Annotated in this window: 16 protein-coding genes; 2 read left to right on the forward strand and 14 right to left on the reverse strand. The window is 38.3% G+C overall.

The window, feature by feature from the left end; genetic code table 11:
• Positions 1–27: 27 nt before the first annotated feature.
• The 6 genes from NSQ77_RS00530 to NSQ77_RS00555 form a co-directional block, all read right to left on the reverse strand.
• Entirely contained in the window at positions 28–2229 is a 2202-nt protein-coding gene (locus tag NSQ77_RS00530; RefSeq protein WP_339228249.1) for a bifunctional (p)ppGpp synthetase/guanosine-3',5'-bis(diphosphate) 3'-pyrophosphohydrolase, read from the reverse strand.
• 238 nt (positions 2230–2467) lie between these two features.
• On the reverse strand, positions 2468–2980 hold the full coding sequence (locus tag NSQ77_RS00535; protein ID WP_339228250.1) for an adenine phosphoribosyltransferase: 513 nt from the start codon (positions 2978–2980) through the stop codon (positions 2468–2470).
• A gap of 93 nt (positions 2981–3073) precedes the next feature.
• Entirely contained in the window at positions 3074–5371 is a 2298-nt protein-coding gene (gene recJ / locus NSQ77_RS00540) for a single-stranded-DNA-specific exonuclease RecJ (protein WP_339228251.1), read from the reverse strand.
• Positions 5372–5427: 56 nt separating this feature from the next.
• Entirely contained in the window at positions 5428–5745 is a 318-nt protein-coding gene (locus NSQ77_RS00545) for a lipopolysaccharide assembly protein LapA domain-containing protein (protein ID WP_339228252.1), read from the reverse strand.
• 119 nt (positions 5746–5864) lie between these two features.
• On the reverse strand, positions 5865–8117 hold the full coding sequence (secDF, locus tag NSQ77_RS00550) for a protein translocase subunit SecDF (RefSeq protein WP_339228253.1): 2253 nt from the start codon (positions 8115–8117) through the stop codon (positions 5865–5867).
• Positions 8118–8176: 59 nt separating this feature from the next.
• Positions 8177–8479: a post-transcriptional regulator gene (locus NSQ77_RS00555; protein WP_339228254.1), complete on the reverse strand. Its 303-nt coding sequence runs from the start codon at positions 8477–8479 to the stop codon at positions 8177–8179.
• A gap of 298 nt (positions 8480–8777) precedes the next feature.
• On the opposite strand from NSQ77_RS00555, the gene spoVB reads away from it, so the two are divergent.
• Positions 8778–10328 (forward strand): stage V sporulation protein B, encoded by a 1551-nt coding sequence (gene spoVB, locus NSQ77_RS00560; RefSeq protein WP_339228255.1) that lies wholly within the window; start codon positions 8778–8780, stop codon positions 10326–10328.
• A 32-nt stretch (positions 10329–10360) separates the two neighbouring features.
• On the opposite strand, the gene NSQ77_RS00565 is transcribed toward spoVB, so the two are convergent.
• Positions 10361–11653: an ArsB/NhaD family transporter gene (locus NSQ77_RS00565; protein WP_339228256.1), complete on the reverse strand. Its 1293-nt coding sequence runs from the start codon at positions 11651–11653 to the stop codon at positions 10361–10363.
• A 147-nt stretch (positions 11654–11800) separates the two neighbouring features.
• Here NSQ77_RS00565 and NSQ77_RS00570 point away from each other — a divergent pair, with 147 nt between their 5' ends.
• The gene (locus tag NSQ77_RS00570; RefSeq protein ID WP_339228257.1) at positions 11801–12181 is read left to right on the forward strand and encodes a TIGR04086 family membrane protein; all 381 of its coding nucleotides are present in this window, start codon (positions 11801–11803) and stop codon (positions 12179–12181) included.
• Positions 12182–12354: 173 nt separating this feature from the next.
• Here the strand turns inward: NSQ77_RS00570 and yajC are convergent, their stop codons facing one another.
• From yajC to NSQ77_RS00605, 7 genes are all read right to left on the reverse strand, one after another.
• Positions 12355–12615 carry a preprotein translocase subunit YajC gene (gene yajC, locus NSQ77_RS00575; RefSeq protein ID WP_339228258.1) on the reverse strand — a complete coding sequence of 87 codons (261 nt, stop codon included), beginning with the start codon at positions 12613–12615 and terminating at the stop codon, positions 12355–12357.
• Positions 12616–12646: 31 nt separating this feature from the next.
• Positions 12647–13786 (reverse strand): tRNA guanosine(34) transglycosylase Tgt, encoded by a 1140-nt coding sequence (tgt, locus tag NSQ77_RS00580; RefSeq protein ID WP_339228259.1) that lies wholly within the window; start codon positions 13784–13786, stop codon positions 12647–12649.
• A gap of 16 nt (positions 13787–13802) precedes the next feature.
• Entirely contained in the window at positions 13803–14831 is a 1029-nt protein-coding gene (gene queA / locus NSQ77_RS00585) for a tRNA preQ1(34) S-adenosylmethionine ribosyltransferase-isomerase QueA (RefSeq protein WP_339228260.1), read from the reverse strand.
• Positions 14832–14852: 21 nt separating this feature from the next.
• On the reverse strand, positions 14853–15044 hold the full coding sequence (locus NSQ77_RS00590; RefSeq protein ID WP_339228262.1) for a DUF2905 family protein: 192 nt from the start codon (positions 15042–15044) through the stop codon (positions 14853–14855).
• Positions 15045–15049: 5 nt separating this feature from the next.
• Positions 15050–16051 (reverse strand): Holliday junction branch migration DNA helicase RuvB, encoded by a 1002-nt coding sequence (ruvB, locus tag NSQ77_RS00595; protein WP_339228263.1) that lies wholly within the window; start codon positions 16049–16051, stop codon positions 15050–15052.
• A gap of 16 nt (positions 16052–16067) precedes the next feature.
• Positions 16068–16673, reverse strand: a complete 606-nt coding sequence (gene ruvA / locus NSQ77_RS00600; RefSeq protein ID WP_339228265.1) for a Holliday junction branch migration protein RuvA — start codon at positions 16671–16673, stop codon at positions 16068–16070.
• A 252-nt stretch (positions 16674–16925) separates the two neighbouring features.
• Positions 16926–17657 carry a YebC/PmpR family DNA-binding transcriptional regulator gene (locus NSQ77_RS00605; RefSeq protein ID WP_339228266.1) on the reverse strand — a complete coding sequence of 244 codons (732 nt, stop codon included), beginning with the start codon at positions 17655–17657 and terminating at the stop codon, positions 16926–16928.
• Positions 17658–17667: the final 10 nt, after the last annotated feature.

Genomic DNA, 17667 nt, shown 5'->3' on the forward strand with positions numbered 1-17667 from the left:
GCTCCTTTAATCAATCACTTCTCCTGATTATTGTACGGTTCGCGTTACTGTATATACATCTCTTATTTGTTTAATCCGTTCAACAACCTTACGTAAATGTTTTGTATTATGAATGAGTATGGTAATTTGTATGACCACGATTCGATTTCGGTCTGACTTGCCATTCACATGGGTCATATTTGTTTTCATCTCATTAACAACTTGAAGAACCTCATTAAGCATACCTCTTCGATCATATCCTGTAATTTGAATATCAACATGGTATTGTTTACGGTCTGAGTTTCCTTCTTCCCATTCCACATGCAAATAACGTTCCTTTGCTTCCTCCGTTTGCACATTCGGACAGTCTGAACGGTGTACGGATACACCCCTCCCTTTTGTGATATACCCAAGAATATCGTCTCCAGGTACTGGGTTACAGCATTTTGCGAGTCTGACAAGCAGATTATCAACACCTTCTACTCTTACGCCAGAATCCCTTTTATGCGATCGCTGCGGCTTCGTTTCTGTCTTAACCTCTTCTAAAGTCGCTTCTAAATTTTGTTCCTTTTGTTTTGTTTGTCTGATTTTTTCGGTGAGTCTTGTAGCAATTAATGCAGCTGTAATACCTTGGTAACCAACTGCTGCATACATATCTTCTTCGCCTGAGAAATTAAATTTATCAAACACACGCTGCATATTTTCAGGAACAAGCACTTCCTTCGGTTCAATATTTAATGCCCGAATTTCTTTATCGACTGCTTCTTTTCCTTTTATAACATTCTCATCTCTGCGTTGCTTTTTAAAGAATTGCTTAATTTTACTCTTTGCTTGTGAGGTTTGCGTCATCTTCAGCCAATCCTGTGATGGACCGTAAGAATGCTTGGATGTCATAACCTCTACAATATCGCCATTTTGCAACTTGTAATCCAGGGGCTCCATTTTCCCATTAATTTTTGCACCAATCGTTTTATTTCCGATCTCAGTATGGATTTTATATGCAAAATCAAGTGGAATAGAGCCGGATGGAAGTTCAATTACTTCCCCTTTTGGCGTGAAGACATAAACCATATCGGAAAACAAATCAATCTTTAAAGATTCAATAAATTCTTCCGCATCATGTGTATCATTTTGCCAATCCAGTATTTCTCTAAACCACGTTAATTTTTCTTCAAATGATTTCTTTCCGCTCTTTACTTGCTTTCCTTCTTTATACGCCCAATGTGCTGCAATTCCGTACTCTGCGATTTCGTGCATCTCTTTTGTACGAATTTGTACCTCCAGCGGATCCCCTTTAGGCCCAATCACTGTGGTATGAAGCGATTGATATAAATTTTGCTTCGGCATTGCAATATAATCTTTAAATCGTCCAGGCATCGGTTTCCAATTTGTATGAATGATTCCTAGAACTGCATAGCAATCCTTAATACTTTCTACAATAATCCGAACAGCTAATAAATCATATATTTCATTGAATTGCTTATTTTGCTTGACCATTTTTTGATAAATACTGTAAAGATGTTTTGGGCGACCAGACATCTCCGCTTCAATATTAACATCTTTTAATTCAACTTCTAATTCCCGGATAACCTCTTTGATGTATGATTCTCGTTCTTCCCGTTTTTGCTTCATTAATTGAACAATACGGTAATATTGTTGTGGGTTTAAATAGCGTAGAGCAGTATCCTCTAATTCCCATTTAATAGTTGAAATACCTAAACGATGGGCTAAAGGAGCAAAAATTTCCAGTGTTTCATTAGAAATCCGCCGTTGCTTTTCTGGAGGAAGGTGCTTTAATGTACGCATATTATGCAGTCTATCTGCAAGTTTAATTAAAATTACTCGAATATCCTTTGCCATTGCAACAAACATTTTACGATGATTTTCCGCTTGCTGGACTTCCTTCGATTCGTATTTAATTTTACCAAGTTTTGTGACACCATCAACTAGCATGGCAATCTCTAAATTAAATGCTTGCTCTAAATCATCAAGCGTTACTTCCGTATCCTCGACAACATCATGCAAAAAACCACCAGCAATTGTTTCTGCATCCATTTCAAGTTGGGTAAGGATACCTGCTACTTGAACCGGATGAATAATATATGGCTCACCAGATTTCCGAAATTGATCATGATGGGCTTCATTTGCAAAGTCATATGCGCGTTGAATTAAGGCCACATCCTCAGTAGCTAGATATTTTTTTGCCATATTGATAATGTCATTAATTGTTACATTTTCGTCTTTTGCCATGAAATCACCTTTACTAGCTGTCTGCATTATTTAATAATTGCTATTCTTCTACAATGGTAGCACACCGAAACATAAAGTGGAACCTCTCATTGGGTGTGACGATCACACTTCATGCAGAGAGAAAAGTATACGAACCACTAAATATTTTTAATTATATGCTTTTCCGTAAAAAGTGTCCATTGTTAAATCTCTATAATAAGAGGTCTGACGATAAAAAGACGTCAGACCTTTTTTAAAATTAATATGTCATTAATGTTAATACATCATAGTCTTTCAGCTTTTCTTTACCATTTAAATAACTGAGTTCGACTAGGAAGGCACAGCCAACAACGATACCGCCAAGCTCTTCTACTAACTTTATCGTCGCTTCTATTGTTCCGCCAGTTGCAAGCAAATCATCCGTGATTAAAACCCGCTGTCCTGGTTGAATTGCGTCTTTATGAATGGTTAAAACATTCGTTCCATATTCAAGACCATAGTCCACCTTAATCACTTCACGAGGCAGCTTTCCTTCTTTACGTACAGGAGCAAATCCTACTTCAAGCGAATAAGAAACTGGGCATCCTACAATAAACCCTCTTGCTTCTGGACCAACCACAATGTCGATCTTTTTTTCCTTCGCGTATGTTACAATTTCATCTACTGCAGCCTTATATGCTTTTCCATCAGCCATTAATGGTGTAATATCTTTAAACTTAATTCCTTCTTTTGGCCAATCTTCAACAATTTTTATATGTTGCTTATATTCCATTTACTACTTCCTCCTCGGGGATATCTTAGAAAACTTAGCATTCGCCATGTATTTTGGCGGATGTATCGTTGCACTTATGCAGATAGAAAATTGTTATACTTTCATTTCTGCCAAGTAATCCATACAGCTCTGTATCCACCTTTTCAATTCTTCATAATTTGAATAGTATAACTGCTTCTCAATATCCGCTCTATTCAACCGTTCCTGATACAGTTTCGAGTCACTTAAATCCTTTTTCATCGGACTCGTTTCCACCTCAATAACTCCATTTTCTATTTTAACAAATCCTAGTTCAAAAAACACGTTTGAAATAAAGATAATTCGCTCCTTGCTCCAGCCTTTATGATTCATGATGGTTTGAAGCTCGTTTTTTAAATCAAGCACTTTTCGTTTTCGCACCAGAGCATAGAACCAAACGAATTCTTCCCTCGTTGGAAAAGCTGATAAGTATGCACTTTCTTCAATATAATAACATGCATATATATTTACTGGCTTTGTTTGCCGAATAATAGCTTTTAATTGTTCAAGGTTAGCTGGCAGATCATAAATATACAGTGTTTGCTTTTCCTCCAATGCTTGAGTAGGGGCATCAAAGGTGATTTGCTCAATATCTGAATGGATGCGCTGAATTGATTTTGCAATGACCAATGCGTTATCCGTATCAAAAGGAACGGTACGATTCTTTTTTCCTCTGTAATCAAATAACTGCCATTCATCAATTTTCATATCCTGAATAAGAAACTGCGCTTTGCGATTTCCGTTCCACTCGTTGATACCAAGTTCCCCAGCTATTGATAGTACTGCGTTTGGCGAAATATACTCGTACAATTCCCCCATGCCAAACCCTATACTATCTAACGACTGACCATCTCTTTTGAATAGAAGCTTTAGATGATTTTTTGCACTGCCAATCTTTCTGGCATCTGCTGGTACTTCCTTCAATTCAAAAATTGGTTTAGGGTTCTTCATGCCAAATGGTGCGAGTTTATTAATTTCTTGGACAAGTTCTTCATTAATTTCTTCTGTTTTTAGCTTTGCACTAATTTCAATTTCTTGTTTAAAATCTGATTCGGTTAGCTCTTCGTTAATAAAGGCGTCTAGCTTCTCTTGTACAAGCGGAAGGTTCTCAATTGGAAATGTCATTCCCGCAGCCTGCGAATGGCCTCCAAAATGAGTAAATAGCTCTCTAATCCGCATGCCATTTTTGAAAAAATCAAATGCAGGTATACTTCTCGCTGAACCTTTAACAGCATCCGATTCTGGCTTGACTGTTAAGACAATTGCCGGCCGATCATATTTACGAACTAATTTGGACGCAACAATTCCAAGCACGCCTTCATTCCATCCTTCCTTTGCAACGATAATTACATCATGCATTAAAGTGGATTCCACAATTTGCTGTGCTTCTTGGAAAATGTCATTTACAATCTTTTTGCGTTCATTATTTATCCCATCTATTTCTTCGGCCATTTCCTGTGCAACTTCATCATCTTCTGCCAATAATAATTGAACTGCTAAATCTGCATTTTCCAGTCGTCCGACAGCATTAATTCTTGGACCGATCAAGAAACCGACATCTTCCTCAGTTACATTTCCCTCAATCTTACAAACTCTTTTAAGAGCTTTAATTCCTGGATTTTGAGATATTGTTAATGCATGGAGTCCATAAAATGCAAGTACTCTATTTTCATCAACGAGCGGTACAAGATCGGCTATTGTTCCAATTGCTACAAACTCAAGCAAGTGCTTTGGAAAATAGCCAAGCAATGTTTGTGCAAATTTAAATGCTACACCGACACCTGCAAGCTCGTGAAATGGGTAGCTTTCTGAACACTTCGGATGAATAATTGCATAGCAATCCGGTAATTCTTCCTGTGGCTCATGGTGATCCGTAATGATTAAATCGATTCCTAATTCTCGTGCAACTTGCGCTTCGTTAACAGATGCAATTCCCGTATCTACTGTAATAATTAACGTAAACCCATTTTCTGCTGCTGCTTTAAACGCAGCTTCATTTGGCCCGTACCCTTCTGTAAAACGGTTTGGTATATAAAAATCACAATTTGCCCCAAGTTCTTCCAAGGCTTTTATTAGTACTGTAGTTGAACTGACACCATCTGCATCATAATCTCCATAGACTAAAATTTTCTCATCGTTATCTATCGCTTTATGTACACGTGCTGCAGCAATTTCAATCAAATCAATTTTAATTGGATTGTGTAAATTTTTAGTATCAGGTGATAAAAATTTTCTTGCTTCTTCAATACTTGTAATACCTCTTTGCTGCAACAGTTGTTTAACGACTGGAGTACCTGCAAACGAATCATCTTCCCAATCCCCTGCTGCTCCGTGTAATGCTGTATATTTCCAAATTGCTTTACTCTGTAACATGATTTCACCCCTGACTAATCTATTATACTAGAGACCGTCAGGGGTAGCAATTAGAATTATTTTGTTTTCGGTAGATCGCTTCTTTTTTTACGCTCAATTGTTTGACCATTCTCTTCTAATTTTGCAATCATTTTTGTGTTTTCGGCTTTTAATCTTTTAAGCTCCCGCTGTATACGATAAATTCGTATTGCGCCTACGGAAGCCGTTATAATCCCGCCCATTAACACAGAAAATAAAATTACAAGTATTAACGGGGATTCCTGTGTCCAGAATAAGTAGTTTACCTCGACAGCATCCACATTTGTAACAGCAAAGACAGCTACAATAATAACGAAAATAATCGATAAAATAACATAGGTTTGTCCTTTGGTCATATTTATTCCCCTCCTTAATTTCTATCTATATTGTTAGAGTACCCTTTTTTCGTATGCTTCAACCAATTAAAAACAGAAATCCCTTGTCTATAAAACAAAGACAAAGAATTCCTGCTCTATTATACCTGTGGTCCATCTACTGCTTTTTTCTTTGTGAAATCTAGTGGTTTTTGTTTTATCGACTTCCCACGCCATATAAGCCACAGCTGAGAAGCTAACAATAAGGAAGAATAAGTTCCTGCAACAAGCCCAATTGCTAATGCAAATGCAAAACTTGCTATGGAGGAAGCCCCGAATACTAAGAATGCAATTACTGCAATAATGGTAGTAATCGACGTATTCATCGTTCTTGTAAAGGACTGTATAATACTAGTATTCACGATGTTTGTAAGCTCTTTAAAGGATTTTACACGTTTCTTTTTACGAATGTTTTCCCGAATACGATCGAAAATAACGATCGTATTATTAATGGAGTATCCAACAATAGTTAAAATTGCAGCAACAATGGTAATATCAAATTCGATTTGTGTGACGCTGAATATGGCAAGCATGAAAAACACATCATGTAAAAGTGTCAGTAATGCCGTTATTGCAAAGAAAAGTTCAAATCGAAATGTGACGTAAATTATCATGAAGATTGATGCAATCCCAACTGCATAGATAGCATTCTTCACGAGTTCCTGCCCTACAATTGGCGAGACAACGCTTATACTAGGCTCATGGCCATAGCGTTCATTAAAATAAACGCGAACTTCTTCCGACTCAGTATCTGTTAGGACACTATCAAATCTTGCAACAGCAAGCTCACTGTTTTCACCGGAAAGGACGATTGATTTAACTTCATGTCCTAGCTCTTTAAATCCTTCTTCTACCTCTTCTTCATTCAGGCTGTTTTCCGAAACAACCTCAACTCTAGAACCACTTGTAAAATCAACTCCAGGATTAATCTGAAATACTAAGATACAAATGGAGCCTAAGATGATAAGCACGGATGTTCCGATGAAAAATTTATTACGGTGCTGCACGAAATTAACTTTCCGGTTAAAAAGAGTTGGTTCAGTTTGCTCATCCGCAATATCTCCTATGTGTTTCTTCCTCACTCCGAACCATGTTTTTCGTTTTGTAAGGAAACCACTTTGCACCCAGAACCCAAGTAGAATTCTTGTTCCTAGAACAGCTGTTAAAAAGCTGATCAAAATACTAATGATTAACATCGTTGCAAAGCCTTTTACTGAGCTTGTCCCAAAAATAAACAGTACGACAGCAGCAATAATTGTTGTTAGGTTTGCATCCAGGATGGTCATAAAGGAGCTTTTATTGCCTGCTTTAAACGCTGCTTTAACAGATTTTCCGGTTCGTAATTCCTCTTTAATTCGCTCAAAGGTAATAACATTCGCATCAACTGCCATACCAACCCCTAAAATAAGGGCAGCAATACCGGATAATGTTAAGACACCATTTAATAGCTCAAATACTAATATAACTAAATAAATATAAAATGCTAAGTTAATGGTTGCAATGAAGCCTGAGAATCGATAGAAAAACAGCAAGAACAATACGATTAATCCAATTCCGATAGCTCCAGCAAAAATCATTTGGTTCAGCGCCTGCTCTCCAAATTGCGCTCCAACTGAAGTTGAGAATATTTCTGTCATATGCACTGGGAGTGAACCGGAATTAATGATATCTGCTAATTGTTTCGCAGATTCAACTGTAAAATCACCACTGATCATCACATTTGTTGTATGTAAAGGCTCACTGACATTCGGAGCAGATACAAATTTCGGCTCACTTTTTGATGCTTCTTCTTCATATGAATCGCCTTCTTGAAAATCCATCCATATGACAAGCTTGTTGTCAGGAATATTCATTTGGCTAATCTGTGTTGTTACTTCACCAAACTTTGCTGCATCCTTTAATTCTAGAGTTACAATTGGAGCATTTGTATTTGGGTCAAAATCCTGCTTAGCACTGCCCTCTTTTACGTCCGTACCATCTAGTAGCTCTTGGTCGTTAACATCTCGAAAGGACAATTGAGCAGAAGTTGACAGCATATCTCTTGCCTCTGACTGGTTTTCAATTCCTGCCAGCTGGACACGAATTCGGTCTTCACCCTCAATATCAATAACTGCTTCACTTATTCCTAAACGATTCACACGATCATTTAATGTTTGAACCGTCCCCTCCATTAAGCCTCTCGTTATTTCCTGACTGCTATCAACAGGTTCTACTTCATAAAGGACCTCAAATCCACCTTGAAGATCCAAACCAAGATTTATATTTTTTGTAATTCCTGGTACCGTTGTTCCAATCGTGACTGCTAAAGCAATAACAACCAGAAAAAAGGCAACGATTCTGCCTCTCTTTTTCATTAATTTGGTGCCTCCTTTTATACCAATAACAATTCCGATATGTATATGTAAATTTTAGTTTATTCTTCTGTCGTATCTTCTGCTCCGGTTAGCGCAGCAATCGAGGCCATCAAATCCTCGTTTTGATAAGAGCTTAATGTTAAATAGCTTAGGTACGTATTGGATGCCATATGAAAAATATCCTGAACGACTTCATAGATTCGTTTATCAGGTTCACCCTTCCAAACCTTTTTTACAAGACAATTCCAAACATCATCAGGTGTTGCCTGCGAATATCCCATCATTTCCAGTTCATCCGCTTTACTTTCCAAAGCTGGTTGAACGACCCGCTTCCACTCGTTAACGCCCTGTATTAATTCCATGTTATCCCACCAATTCCTATCCTATACTTTTTTAGAGGTTGTTCAAAAAGTCAGGTAAAAATGACACACCGAAGGGGACCTACTGCTAAAACCGCCTACGTCCTGTAGGCAACATAGAAGTCAGCACATCTTGTGTTAGCCCGGTACTGGGAGCTACGCCGCCTCGCCTCAAACTTCTCGGTTCTTTTTATCCTTCTTTTTCGAACACACACTATTAGCTTGTCATGCTTTGTCCACTCTTTAGCATATATATCATTGTATAGTAATTTTTATTATTTGAGAAGGCGGGTCGATTAAAATGACCAAACAAACATTTTTACAAGGGGCAATCATCTTAATCATTGCTGGAATGATTACTCGCTTTATGGGATTTATTAACCGGATTGTCGTTGCAAGACTAATGGGAGAAGAAGGTGTTGGCTTATATATGATGGCTCTTCCAACACTCTTTTTAGTTATGACATTAACACAGCTTGGCTTGCCGGTTGCAATATCCAAACGTGTAGCCGAGGCAGATGCTGCAAATGACCAGGCAAAAGTAAAAAAAATTGTTGTAATATCGCTCATGATTACTTTTATCTCGAGTATCGTATTTACAATTGTAATGGCTATTGGCGCACCATACATCGCTTCTACCTTGTTAACGGACAGCCGGGCGATGCTCCCAATTCTCGCAATTAGTCCTATTATTCCAATCACAGCTATTGCAGCTGTACTGAGGGGCTATTTCCAAGGGAAGCAGAATATGAAGCCGCAAAGTTATGCCCAAGTCATTGAGCAGCTTGTAAGGATTACCTGTGTTGCGTTTTTCGTAAATCTTTTACTTCCATATGGCATTGAATATGCTGCAGCCGGTGCAATGATCAGTGTCATCATTGGTGAATTTATTTCCTTAATGTATATGATCTATTCATTCAAGCGCAAAAAAACATTAAGATTGAGACATCGTTTTTTCTCTTATCTACAATCAAGTAAAAATGTAATCAAGGAACTGCTTTCCATTGCTCTACCAAGTATGGGAAGCAGAATGATTGGATCCATCTCTAACTTTTTAGAACCGATCCTCGTTGTTCAAAGCTTAGCAATAGCGGGGGTTGCAAGTGCTATAGCCACGAAGCAATATGGAGAACTGACAGGATACGTAATGCCATTGTTATTTCTGCCAACCTTTATTACACATTCTCTAGCTGTTGCACTTGTACCTTCAATCGCTGAAGCCGAAGCAAAAAAAAATACGTCCTTGATTCATTACCGGATTCACCAATCAATCCGCATCTCATTCGCATCTGGAGGTATTTCAACCGTTATCCTATCGATATTTTCCGTACAATTACTTACATATATGTACGGAACAGGGGATGCCAGTCATTACCTAGTTCTGATGGCCCCATTCTTTTTACTGCATTACATTCAGTCACCGCTTCAAGCTGCACTTCAGGCACTCGACTTAGCTAAGCCTGCCATGTGGAATAGTCTATGTGGAGTTGCACTAAAATCAGTTGTATTAGTTATCCTCGCCTCCAACCCGAACTTTGGAATAAAGGGGGCTGCAATTGGATTATGTACGGGTGTTGTCTTAGTTACATTATTGCATTTGGCAGTACTGAGAAAAGTAATTAACTATTCTATTCCGCTGATAGATATTTGCAAAATGATTATTCTGCTTGGTTTAACCTGGTTGTTTGGCAGCTTCCTTAAACGTATCTATGAAACAATGGAACCGCATGTAATTCTTTTCTTATCAGTTTTATTAGTACTCGCAGCCGGTTATATCATTCTTCTATTTGTATTAAAATTTATTACAAAGGATGAATTAAGGCAAATACCATTTTTCAATAAAAAGAAATAAGAAAAAGACACTTGTTACCGAGTGTCCTTTTCTTATCCCATGTAAGGAACTAAATATCGAATGTAAATATAAACCGTTGAAACAATTAAAGACAGGACGACAATGACAATTCCGTACTTCATAAAGCGCAGAAAGGAAATTCTCTGTTGATCCGCCTCTGCTAATCCAGCAACAACTACATTAGCTGAAGCACCTACCAGTGTTGCATTCCCGCCTAAACAAGAACCAAGTGCCAACGCCCACCAAATCGGATCTAAGTAAACCATTCCATATGTTTCAAATTCGTTGATTACCGGGATCATTGCAGCTACAAAAGGAATATTATCGATGAATCCCGAAGCTAAACCAGATATCCATAAAATAAGCAGCGTGGTTTCCACATAGTCTCCTTTTGTTGAAACAACAATTAATCTAGCTATTTCATCAATAACACCTGCATGCTGCAAGCCTCCTACGATTGTGAATAAGCCAATAAAAAAGAATAGTGTTACCCATTCGACCTTTGATAATATCTCTTCCGTTTTTAACTCTTTCTCTGTAAGCAATAATAATAAAATTGCTCCCGTTAATGCAATTGTGGTCATTTCAATATGCACAATAGCATGTAAAATAAAACCTGTAATTGTCATAAGGAGAACAGCGACTGATTTATATAGTATAGGAGACCGTACTAGGTTTTCTTTTGCTTCGATGGAAAGAAGCTCGGTTACATTCGGCTGATATGCACGGAGCCTTTTTTTGAATAAAAGATAACTAATCACAATAAGCAGCATTAATAAAAATAAGGCTACTGGAGCAGTGTGAACGAGAAAATCCAGGAATGTAAAATGCTCTACCGCTTGTCCAATCATGATATTCGGCGGATCGCCAATCAGTGTTGCTGTTCCGCCAATATTCGAACTGAAAATAATCATTAATAAGTAAGGAAATGCAGGGAGCTTCAGAAGCTTTGTTATCTTTAGCATTACCGGAACAAAAATTAAAACCGTTGTTACATTATCCAAAAAGGCAGATCCTATTGCTGTTAGCAAGATTGATCCGACCAGTAAAAACATTGGATCTCCACGTACACTTTGTGCAAATCGGATAGCTATAAACGTGAACAGGCCTGTCTTTTCTGTAATTGATATCAGCACCATCATGGAGAATAGCAATGCGATTGTATTCCAGTCAATATAGTGGAAAAATATATCTTCTGTTGTATAGATTCCTGTTAACAGTAAAAGCGCTCCCCCCGACAGTGCAGCTGTGGCACGATTAATTCGCTCGGTCATAATAAAGAAGTAACTGACAATAAAGATTATAATTGCAAATATGACATCCATAGCAGCCCTCTTTCAACATAATTTGTTCACATTAGAAACCTGTCTACTAGCATTGTATGCATGGAAAAATATAAATATTTTCTTCTAAATAAAATTTGTCCGAATAAAATGGACATAAGCGGACAATCATGAGAGGAGAGAAGGAAAATGCAAAGAACTCAACTAACTGCATTGTTGTATGGTTGGATCGTAGTATTTGGGATTATTCTGTTGTCAAGTGTGGTCTTAGCTCTCGTTTTACAATTTACAGCTTTTGATGAGCCTGGATTAAGATGGGCTACATTAATTGTTGGGCTGCTCGCTTTATTTCTAGGCGGAATTACTGCCGGCGCGAAAGGAAAATCAAAAGGATGGCTGATTGGCGGAACAATTGGTTTAGGATTTACATTATTGATTTTTTTAGTGCAGTATTTAGGATACCAGCAAGGATTTTCACTGGAGCAATCACTTCATCATTTAAGCTTTCTAGCTGCTGCATTATTTGGTGGAATTATCGGAGTTAATTTGATTGGCGGTCAAGTTGAATAAGTATGCTGTACTGTTAAATTCAAATAAAAAGAAGTTAATGCAATTGCATTAACTTCTTTTTATTTTATCGTCTCTTATGGACCCTTTTATTTAATTCTATGTACGTTCATACATAAAGCATGTATCTGTATAAGCCAAAGACCTATGTTCCTCAGCTTATAACGTGGATACACTTACCCTTGTTTCACTTCGCGAACTGCTGAACGGTCATACGTAAGCTTTGCACCATCATTCGTAATAAGAACGATTGTACCCTCATCCACTGCATGAACCTTTGCGTGCAGTCCGCCAATTGTTACGATTTCATCGCCTTTTTGCAGATCACTTTGCATTTCTCTTACTTGCTTCTGACGCTTTTGCTGTGGTCGGATAAGCAGGAAATAGAAAATAACAAACATCAAAATAATTGGTGATAATGAAACGAGCATTTCCATGTATATATTCACCCCTTTCTAGTTATAAGAATTAAAAGTTCTTTGCATCCGGTTTATTTAAACCATATTGCTCAAAGAATGACTCCTTGAAATCTCCAAGACGATCTTCTTTTATAGCAGCTCGAACTTGCTCCATTAATTTTAACAGAAAATGCAGGTTATGATAAGTCGTAAGTCTGAATCCGAACGTTTCGTTGCATTTTATTAAATGTCGGATATAGGCACGTGTATAGTTTTTACACACATGACAATCACAGTTTTCATCAATAGGACTAAAATCACGAGCATATTTCGCATTTCGGACAACTAAACGTCCATTTGAAGTCATGCATGTCCCATTTCGCGCGATTCGAGTTGGCAGCACACAGTCAAACATATCAACTCCGCGAATAGCACCATCAATTAACGAATCTGGTGAACCTACTCCCATCAAGTAACGTGGTTTATTTGCAGGCATTAATGGTGTTGTCGTTTCAAGAACACGGTTCATAATATCCTTTGGTTCACCGACAGATAAACCGCCGATTGCATATCCTGGGAAGTCCAGCGATACTAAGTCTTGTGCACTTTGCTTCCGGAGGTCTTCATATTCGCCACCTTGAATGATACCAAATAAGCCTTGTACATCTTTTCGAGCGTGAGCTTCCAGGCAGCGCTCCGCCCAACGCGATGTTCGTTCTACAGAAGCTTTCATATACGCATGAGAAGCTGGGTATGGTGGACACTCATCAAATGCCATCATAATATCAGAGCCCAGCGCATTTTGGATCTCCATTGCCTTTTCAGGAGATAAAAAGAGTTTGTCCCCATTTAAATGACTCCTGAAGTGAACACCTTCTTCGGTAATGTCACGCATATCACTTAAGCTAAAAACTTGGAAACCACCAGAATCGGTTAAAATCGCTCCGTCCCAGTTCATGAATTTGTGAAGCCCACCAGCTTCACGGATAATATCTTCCCCAGGTCGTAACCATAAATGATACGTATTGGACAAAATAATCTTCGCGTCCATCTGATGCAAATCTTCTGGACTCATTGTTTTGACTGTCGCAAGTGTTCCTACTGGCATAAATGTAGGTGTATCAAATGAACCATGTGGGGTATGAACCCTGCCAAGCCGAGCTCCAGTCTGTTTATCTGTTTTAATTAATTCATATGTTATTGGTGTCATTTTATTCTTACCTCTTTTATAAAATTAACATCGCATCTCCAAAGCTGAAGAATCGATATTTCTCTCTAACCGCTTCTTTATATGCATGTAAAACTGTTTTTCTGTCTGCAAGTGCACTAACCAGCATGATTAGCGTTGATTTTGGAAGGTGGAAATTTGTAATCAGTCCATCTATCGCTTTAAATTGATATGGCGGGTAAATAAAGATGTCTGTCCAACCTCTGGATGCTGCAAATTTGCCATCATTGTCTCTTGCAATTGTCTCTAAAGTTCGTGTTGACGTTGTGCCCACAGAAATGATTCGACCGCCATTTTCTTTTATTTCATTCAACGTTGCAGCTGTTTCTTCTGTCATTTGATAGAATTCAGAATGCATCTCGTGTTCATCAATATCATCTACACTAACAGGCCTGAACGTACCTAAACCAACATGTAACGTGATAAAAGCAATTTCTACGCCAAGCTCTTTAATTTCTTCCAAGAGCTCTGTTGTAAAATGAAGCCCTGCCGTCGGTGCAGCAGCTGATCCTTCTTCCTTTGCATAAACAGTTTGATAGCGTTCCTTTTCTGGAAGCTGTTCTTTAATATAAGGTGGCAGCGGCATTTCCCCAAGCTCATCGAGTACCTCATAAAAAATACCATCATAAGAAAATTGCAGTTCTCTTCCACCATGCTCTTTTAATCCAGTACAGGTCGCCTTCAGCTTTCCATCTCCAAAGACTAGCTCTGTGCCAACTTTCACCTTTTTAGCTGGCTTTGTAAGCACCTCCCATGTATCCTGTTCCTCTTGATGCAATAAAAGCACCTCGATATTGGCACCCGTATCTTTTTTAACACCATATAGCCTTGCAGGAAGTACGCGTGTGTCATTTAGTACAAGGCAATCCCCTTTTTTAAAGTAATTTTTGATATCTGCAAAATGCTGATGTGCTATTTCCTTTGTCGCCGGGTTCAATACAAGCAATCGGGATGCCGTACGATCCTTCAATGGTGTTTGTGCGATTAGCGATTCAGGTAAATCAAAATCAAAATCTTCAATATTCATAATGAAACTCCTTACTGTATCTTAACGGAATCGACCGAAAATGAAAAATAGTAGCGATAAGATTATACTAATTACTATTGATGTCACAATTGGAAAGTACATCGTAAAATTTCCTTTTTTAATCACAATGTCCCCCGGTAATTTACCAATAAACGTCCAGATTAATCCTATTATGACTAATAGAATACCAATTATGATAAAAAGCTTACCCATATTTATCATTCCTCATGTTTTGTAATGCCAAAATGCTGGTAGGCTTTCGCTGTTACGATTCTTCCTCTTGGTGTTCGCTGGATAAATCCAATTTGCAATAAATATGGTTCATAGACATCCTCAATCGTTTGCGGCTCTTCCCCAATCGTTGCAGCAATTGTATCTAGACCAACCGGGCCTCCACCGAACCCATCAATTATACCTTTTAATAGTTTATGATCAATATGATCAAGTCCTGCATCATCTACTTGAAGCATGCCGAGCGCCTGATCTGTTGTTCCTAGCGAGATTTCAGCTTCTCCTTTTACTTGAGAAATATCGCGTATTCGTTTAAGCAATCGGTTCGCAATTCGTGGTGTCCCTCTTGATCTCCGCGCTACCTCGATGGCTCCTTCTTTCGTAATTGTCGTGTGGAAAATCTCAGCTGTTCGTTCAACAATCGCGCATAGATCTTTCACCTCATAGAACTCCAGTCTGCTTAACACACCAAAACGATCACGGAGTGGTGCTGTCAGTAATCCAGCTCGTGTTGTCGCTCCAACAAGCGTAAAAGGCGGTAAATCAATTTTAACCGATCGTGCGCTCGGTCCCGTGCCAATTACAATATCAAGAAAGAAATCCTCCATTGCAGAGTACAATACTTCTTCCACAGAACGTGGCAGGCGATGTACTTCATCAATAAATAGTACATCACCAGGCTCAAGCGAAGACAGGATTGCTGCTAAATCTCCCGCCCGTTCAATTGCAGGACCTGACGTTGAGCGAAAATTAACTTCCATCTCATTTGCAATAATTGCTGCAAGGGTTGTTTTACCAAGCCCAGGCGGCCCATATAACAAAACGTGATCGAGAGGCTCATTCCGCATTTTAGCAGCTTGAATAAAAATGCTCAAATTCTCTTTCACTTTATCTTGTCCAATATACTGCTTTAAACTTACAGGGCGAAGACTCAGTTCAATCGACGTATCCTCTTCTTGTAATTCACCGGTAACCATGCGATCCTCCATCTTCGGTCCCACCTTTCTAATTTCTAACAAGCAGTCCTAATGCTTTTCGAATAATTTCATCTGTGTTGGAAATATTTTCTTTTCTAAGCATTGGCATTACAGTTTTTAATTCCCGGTCTGTATAGCCTAATGCTTGCAATGCTTCTTCCGCTTCCTTATAAACAAATGCATTCGAGTCTGCTGATGCTGTAACCTGTTCAATCTCGGTTTGAATGGAGAATACGGAAGTCAGTTTTCCTTTCAAATCTAAAATAATTTGGCGGGCCGTTTTTTTGCCTACCCCAGGAAACCCAGTCAAAAATTTATCGTCTTCTCGTTCAATAGCAGCTACAAATTCAGAAATATCGACACTTGCAAGAATTGCAAGCGCACCTTTTGGACCAATGCCAGAAACTGAAATCAGCTTAATAAACAAATATTTTTCATCTTCATTTTTAAATCCATACAAGATTTGACTATCTTCACGAACGTGATGGTATGTATGAATAAGTAATTCTTTATTTAATGCTGACTGAAATGCAAATGGATTAGCACACAGTATTTCATAGCCTACCCCGTGCACATCAACGACAACCGATTCATCTAACATTGATACAAGCTGACCTTTAATATACGCTATCATGTAATCATTCCTTTAATTATTTTAACATAAAGCAAGACTTCATTCATTGGGGAGTTTTCCTTTTATCTCCATTGAATGATAGTACCACAAGAAACTGACCTAATGGTACGAGGAAAATCTGAAATGGTGGTGAGGTGTTTCTGACCACTCTCATTTAATTTATCTCATAATTAATGATCCGTTTATGCGGAATAAATTGATAACATAAAGATAAACTTCTATTCCTCATCGAAATAGAAGTTTATCACAGACTTATTCGGACGTTTCCAAATTGTGATGGATATCCTGAACGTCCTCACTCTCTTCTAATGTGTCAAGAAGCGACATCATTTTTTCTTCATCTTCATCCGAAAGTTTGTTATAATTTTGCGGGATTAATGTAACCTCACTGTCGACAATTTCATAATCGTTTTGCAGAAAATAGTCGACCACTTCCTGATATTGCTCCGGTATGGTGTAAATCTCATATACATCATCATGGGATTCAATATCTTCTGCTCCTGCTTCAAGTGCAGCTAGTGTTAACTCATCTTCATCAATCGAGCCATCCTGATTCGCGATTACAATGTAACCTTTTCGGTCAAACATAAAGGATACACTTCCATTTTCGCCTAAGTTCCCGCCATTCTTCTTAAAAGCATGTCTTACTTCTGCAGCAGCACGGTTTTTATTGTCTGTTAATACGTGCACGATAACAGCAACACCACCAGGACCATAACCCTCATACGTGATTTCTTCATAGCTAGCTCCATCAAGTGTGCCTGTTGCCTTTTTAATATTACGCTCAATATTATCGTTTGGCATATTATCAGCCTTCGCTTTTTCAACGGCTGTTCGAAGTGCGGCATTAGTATTCAAGTCTGATCCACCTAGTTTTGCCGCTATATAAATATCTTTAGCATGTCGCATAAAGACTTTTCCCTTTTTTGCATCTTGTGCATTTTTTCTTCTCTGTATATTTTTCCATTTAGAATGACCAGCCACTCGGACATTC

Origin of the sequence: Oceanobacillus sp. FSL K6-2867 (genome assembly GCF_037963145.1) — a bacterium.
Taxonomy (GTDB): domain Bacteria; phylum Bacillota; class Bacilli; order Bacillales; family Amphibacillaceae; genus Oceanobacillus.

Excerpts from the sequence above, each read along its gene's own strand:
- NSQ77_RS00570 (WP_339228257.1), top strand. The coding sequence starts at position 11,801 with ATGCAAAGAACTCAACTAACTGCATTGTTGTATGGTTGGATCGTAGTA.
- secDF (WP_339228253.1), bottom strand. The coding sequence starts at position 8,117 with ATGAAAAAGAGAGGCAGAATCGTTGCCTTTTTTCTGGTTGTTATTGCT.
- spoVB (WP_339228255.1), top strand. The coding sequence starts at position 8,778 with ATGACCAAACAAACATTTTTACAAGGGGCAATCATCTTAATCATTGCT.
- NSQ77_RS00555 (WP_339228254.1), bottom strand. The coding sequence starts at position 8,479 with ATGGAATTAATACAGGGCGTTAACGAGTGGAAGCGGGTCGTTCAACCA.
- yajC (WP_339228258.1), bottom strand. The coding sequence starts at position 12,615 with ATGGAAATGCTCGTTTCATTATCACCAATTATTTTGATGTTTGTTATT.
- NSQ77_RS00590 (WP_339228262.1), bottom strand. The coding sequence starts at position 15,044 with ATGGGTAAGCTTTTTATCATAATTGGTATTCTATTAGTCATAATAGGA.
- NSQ77_RS00530 (WP_339228249.1), bottom strand. The coding sequence starts at position 2,229 with ATGGCAAAAGACGAAAATGTAACAATTAATGACATTATCAATATGGCA.
- ruvB (WP_339228263.1), bottom strand. The coding sequence starts at position 16,051 with ATGGAGGATCGCATGGTTACCGGTGAATTACAAGAAGAGGATACGTCG.
- tgt (WP_339228259.1), bottom strand. The coding sequence starts at position 13,786 with ATGACACCAATAACATATGAATTAATTAAAACAGATAAACAGACTGGA.
- recJ (WP_339228251.1), bottom strand. The coding sequence starts at position 5,371 with ATGTTACAGAGTAAAGCAATTTGGAAATATACAGCATTACACGGAGCA.
- NSQ77_RS00545 (WP_339228252.1), bottom strand. The coding sequence starts at position 5,745 with ATGACCAAAGGACAAACCTATGTTATTTTATCGATTATTTTCGTTATT.
- ruvA (WP_339228265.1), bottom strand. The coding sequence starts at position 16,673 with ATGATAGCGTATATTAAAGGTCAGCTTGTATCAATGTTAGATGAATCG.
- NSQ77_RS00535 (WP_339228250.1), bottom strand. The coding sequence starts at position 2,980 with ATGGAATATAAGCAACATATAAAAATTGTTGAAGATTGGCCAAAAGAA.
- NSQ77_RS00565 (WP_339228256.1), bottom strand. The coding sequence starts at position 11,653 with ATGGATGTCATATTTGCAATTATAATCTTTATTGTCAGTTACTTCTTT.
- queA (WP_339228260.1), bottom strand. The coding sequence starts at position 14,831 with ATGAATATTGAAGATTTTGATTTTGATTTACCTGAATCGCTAATCGCA.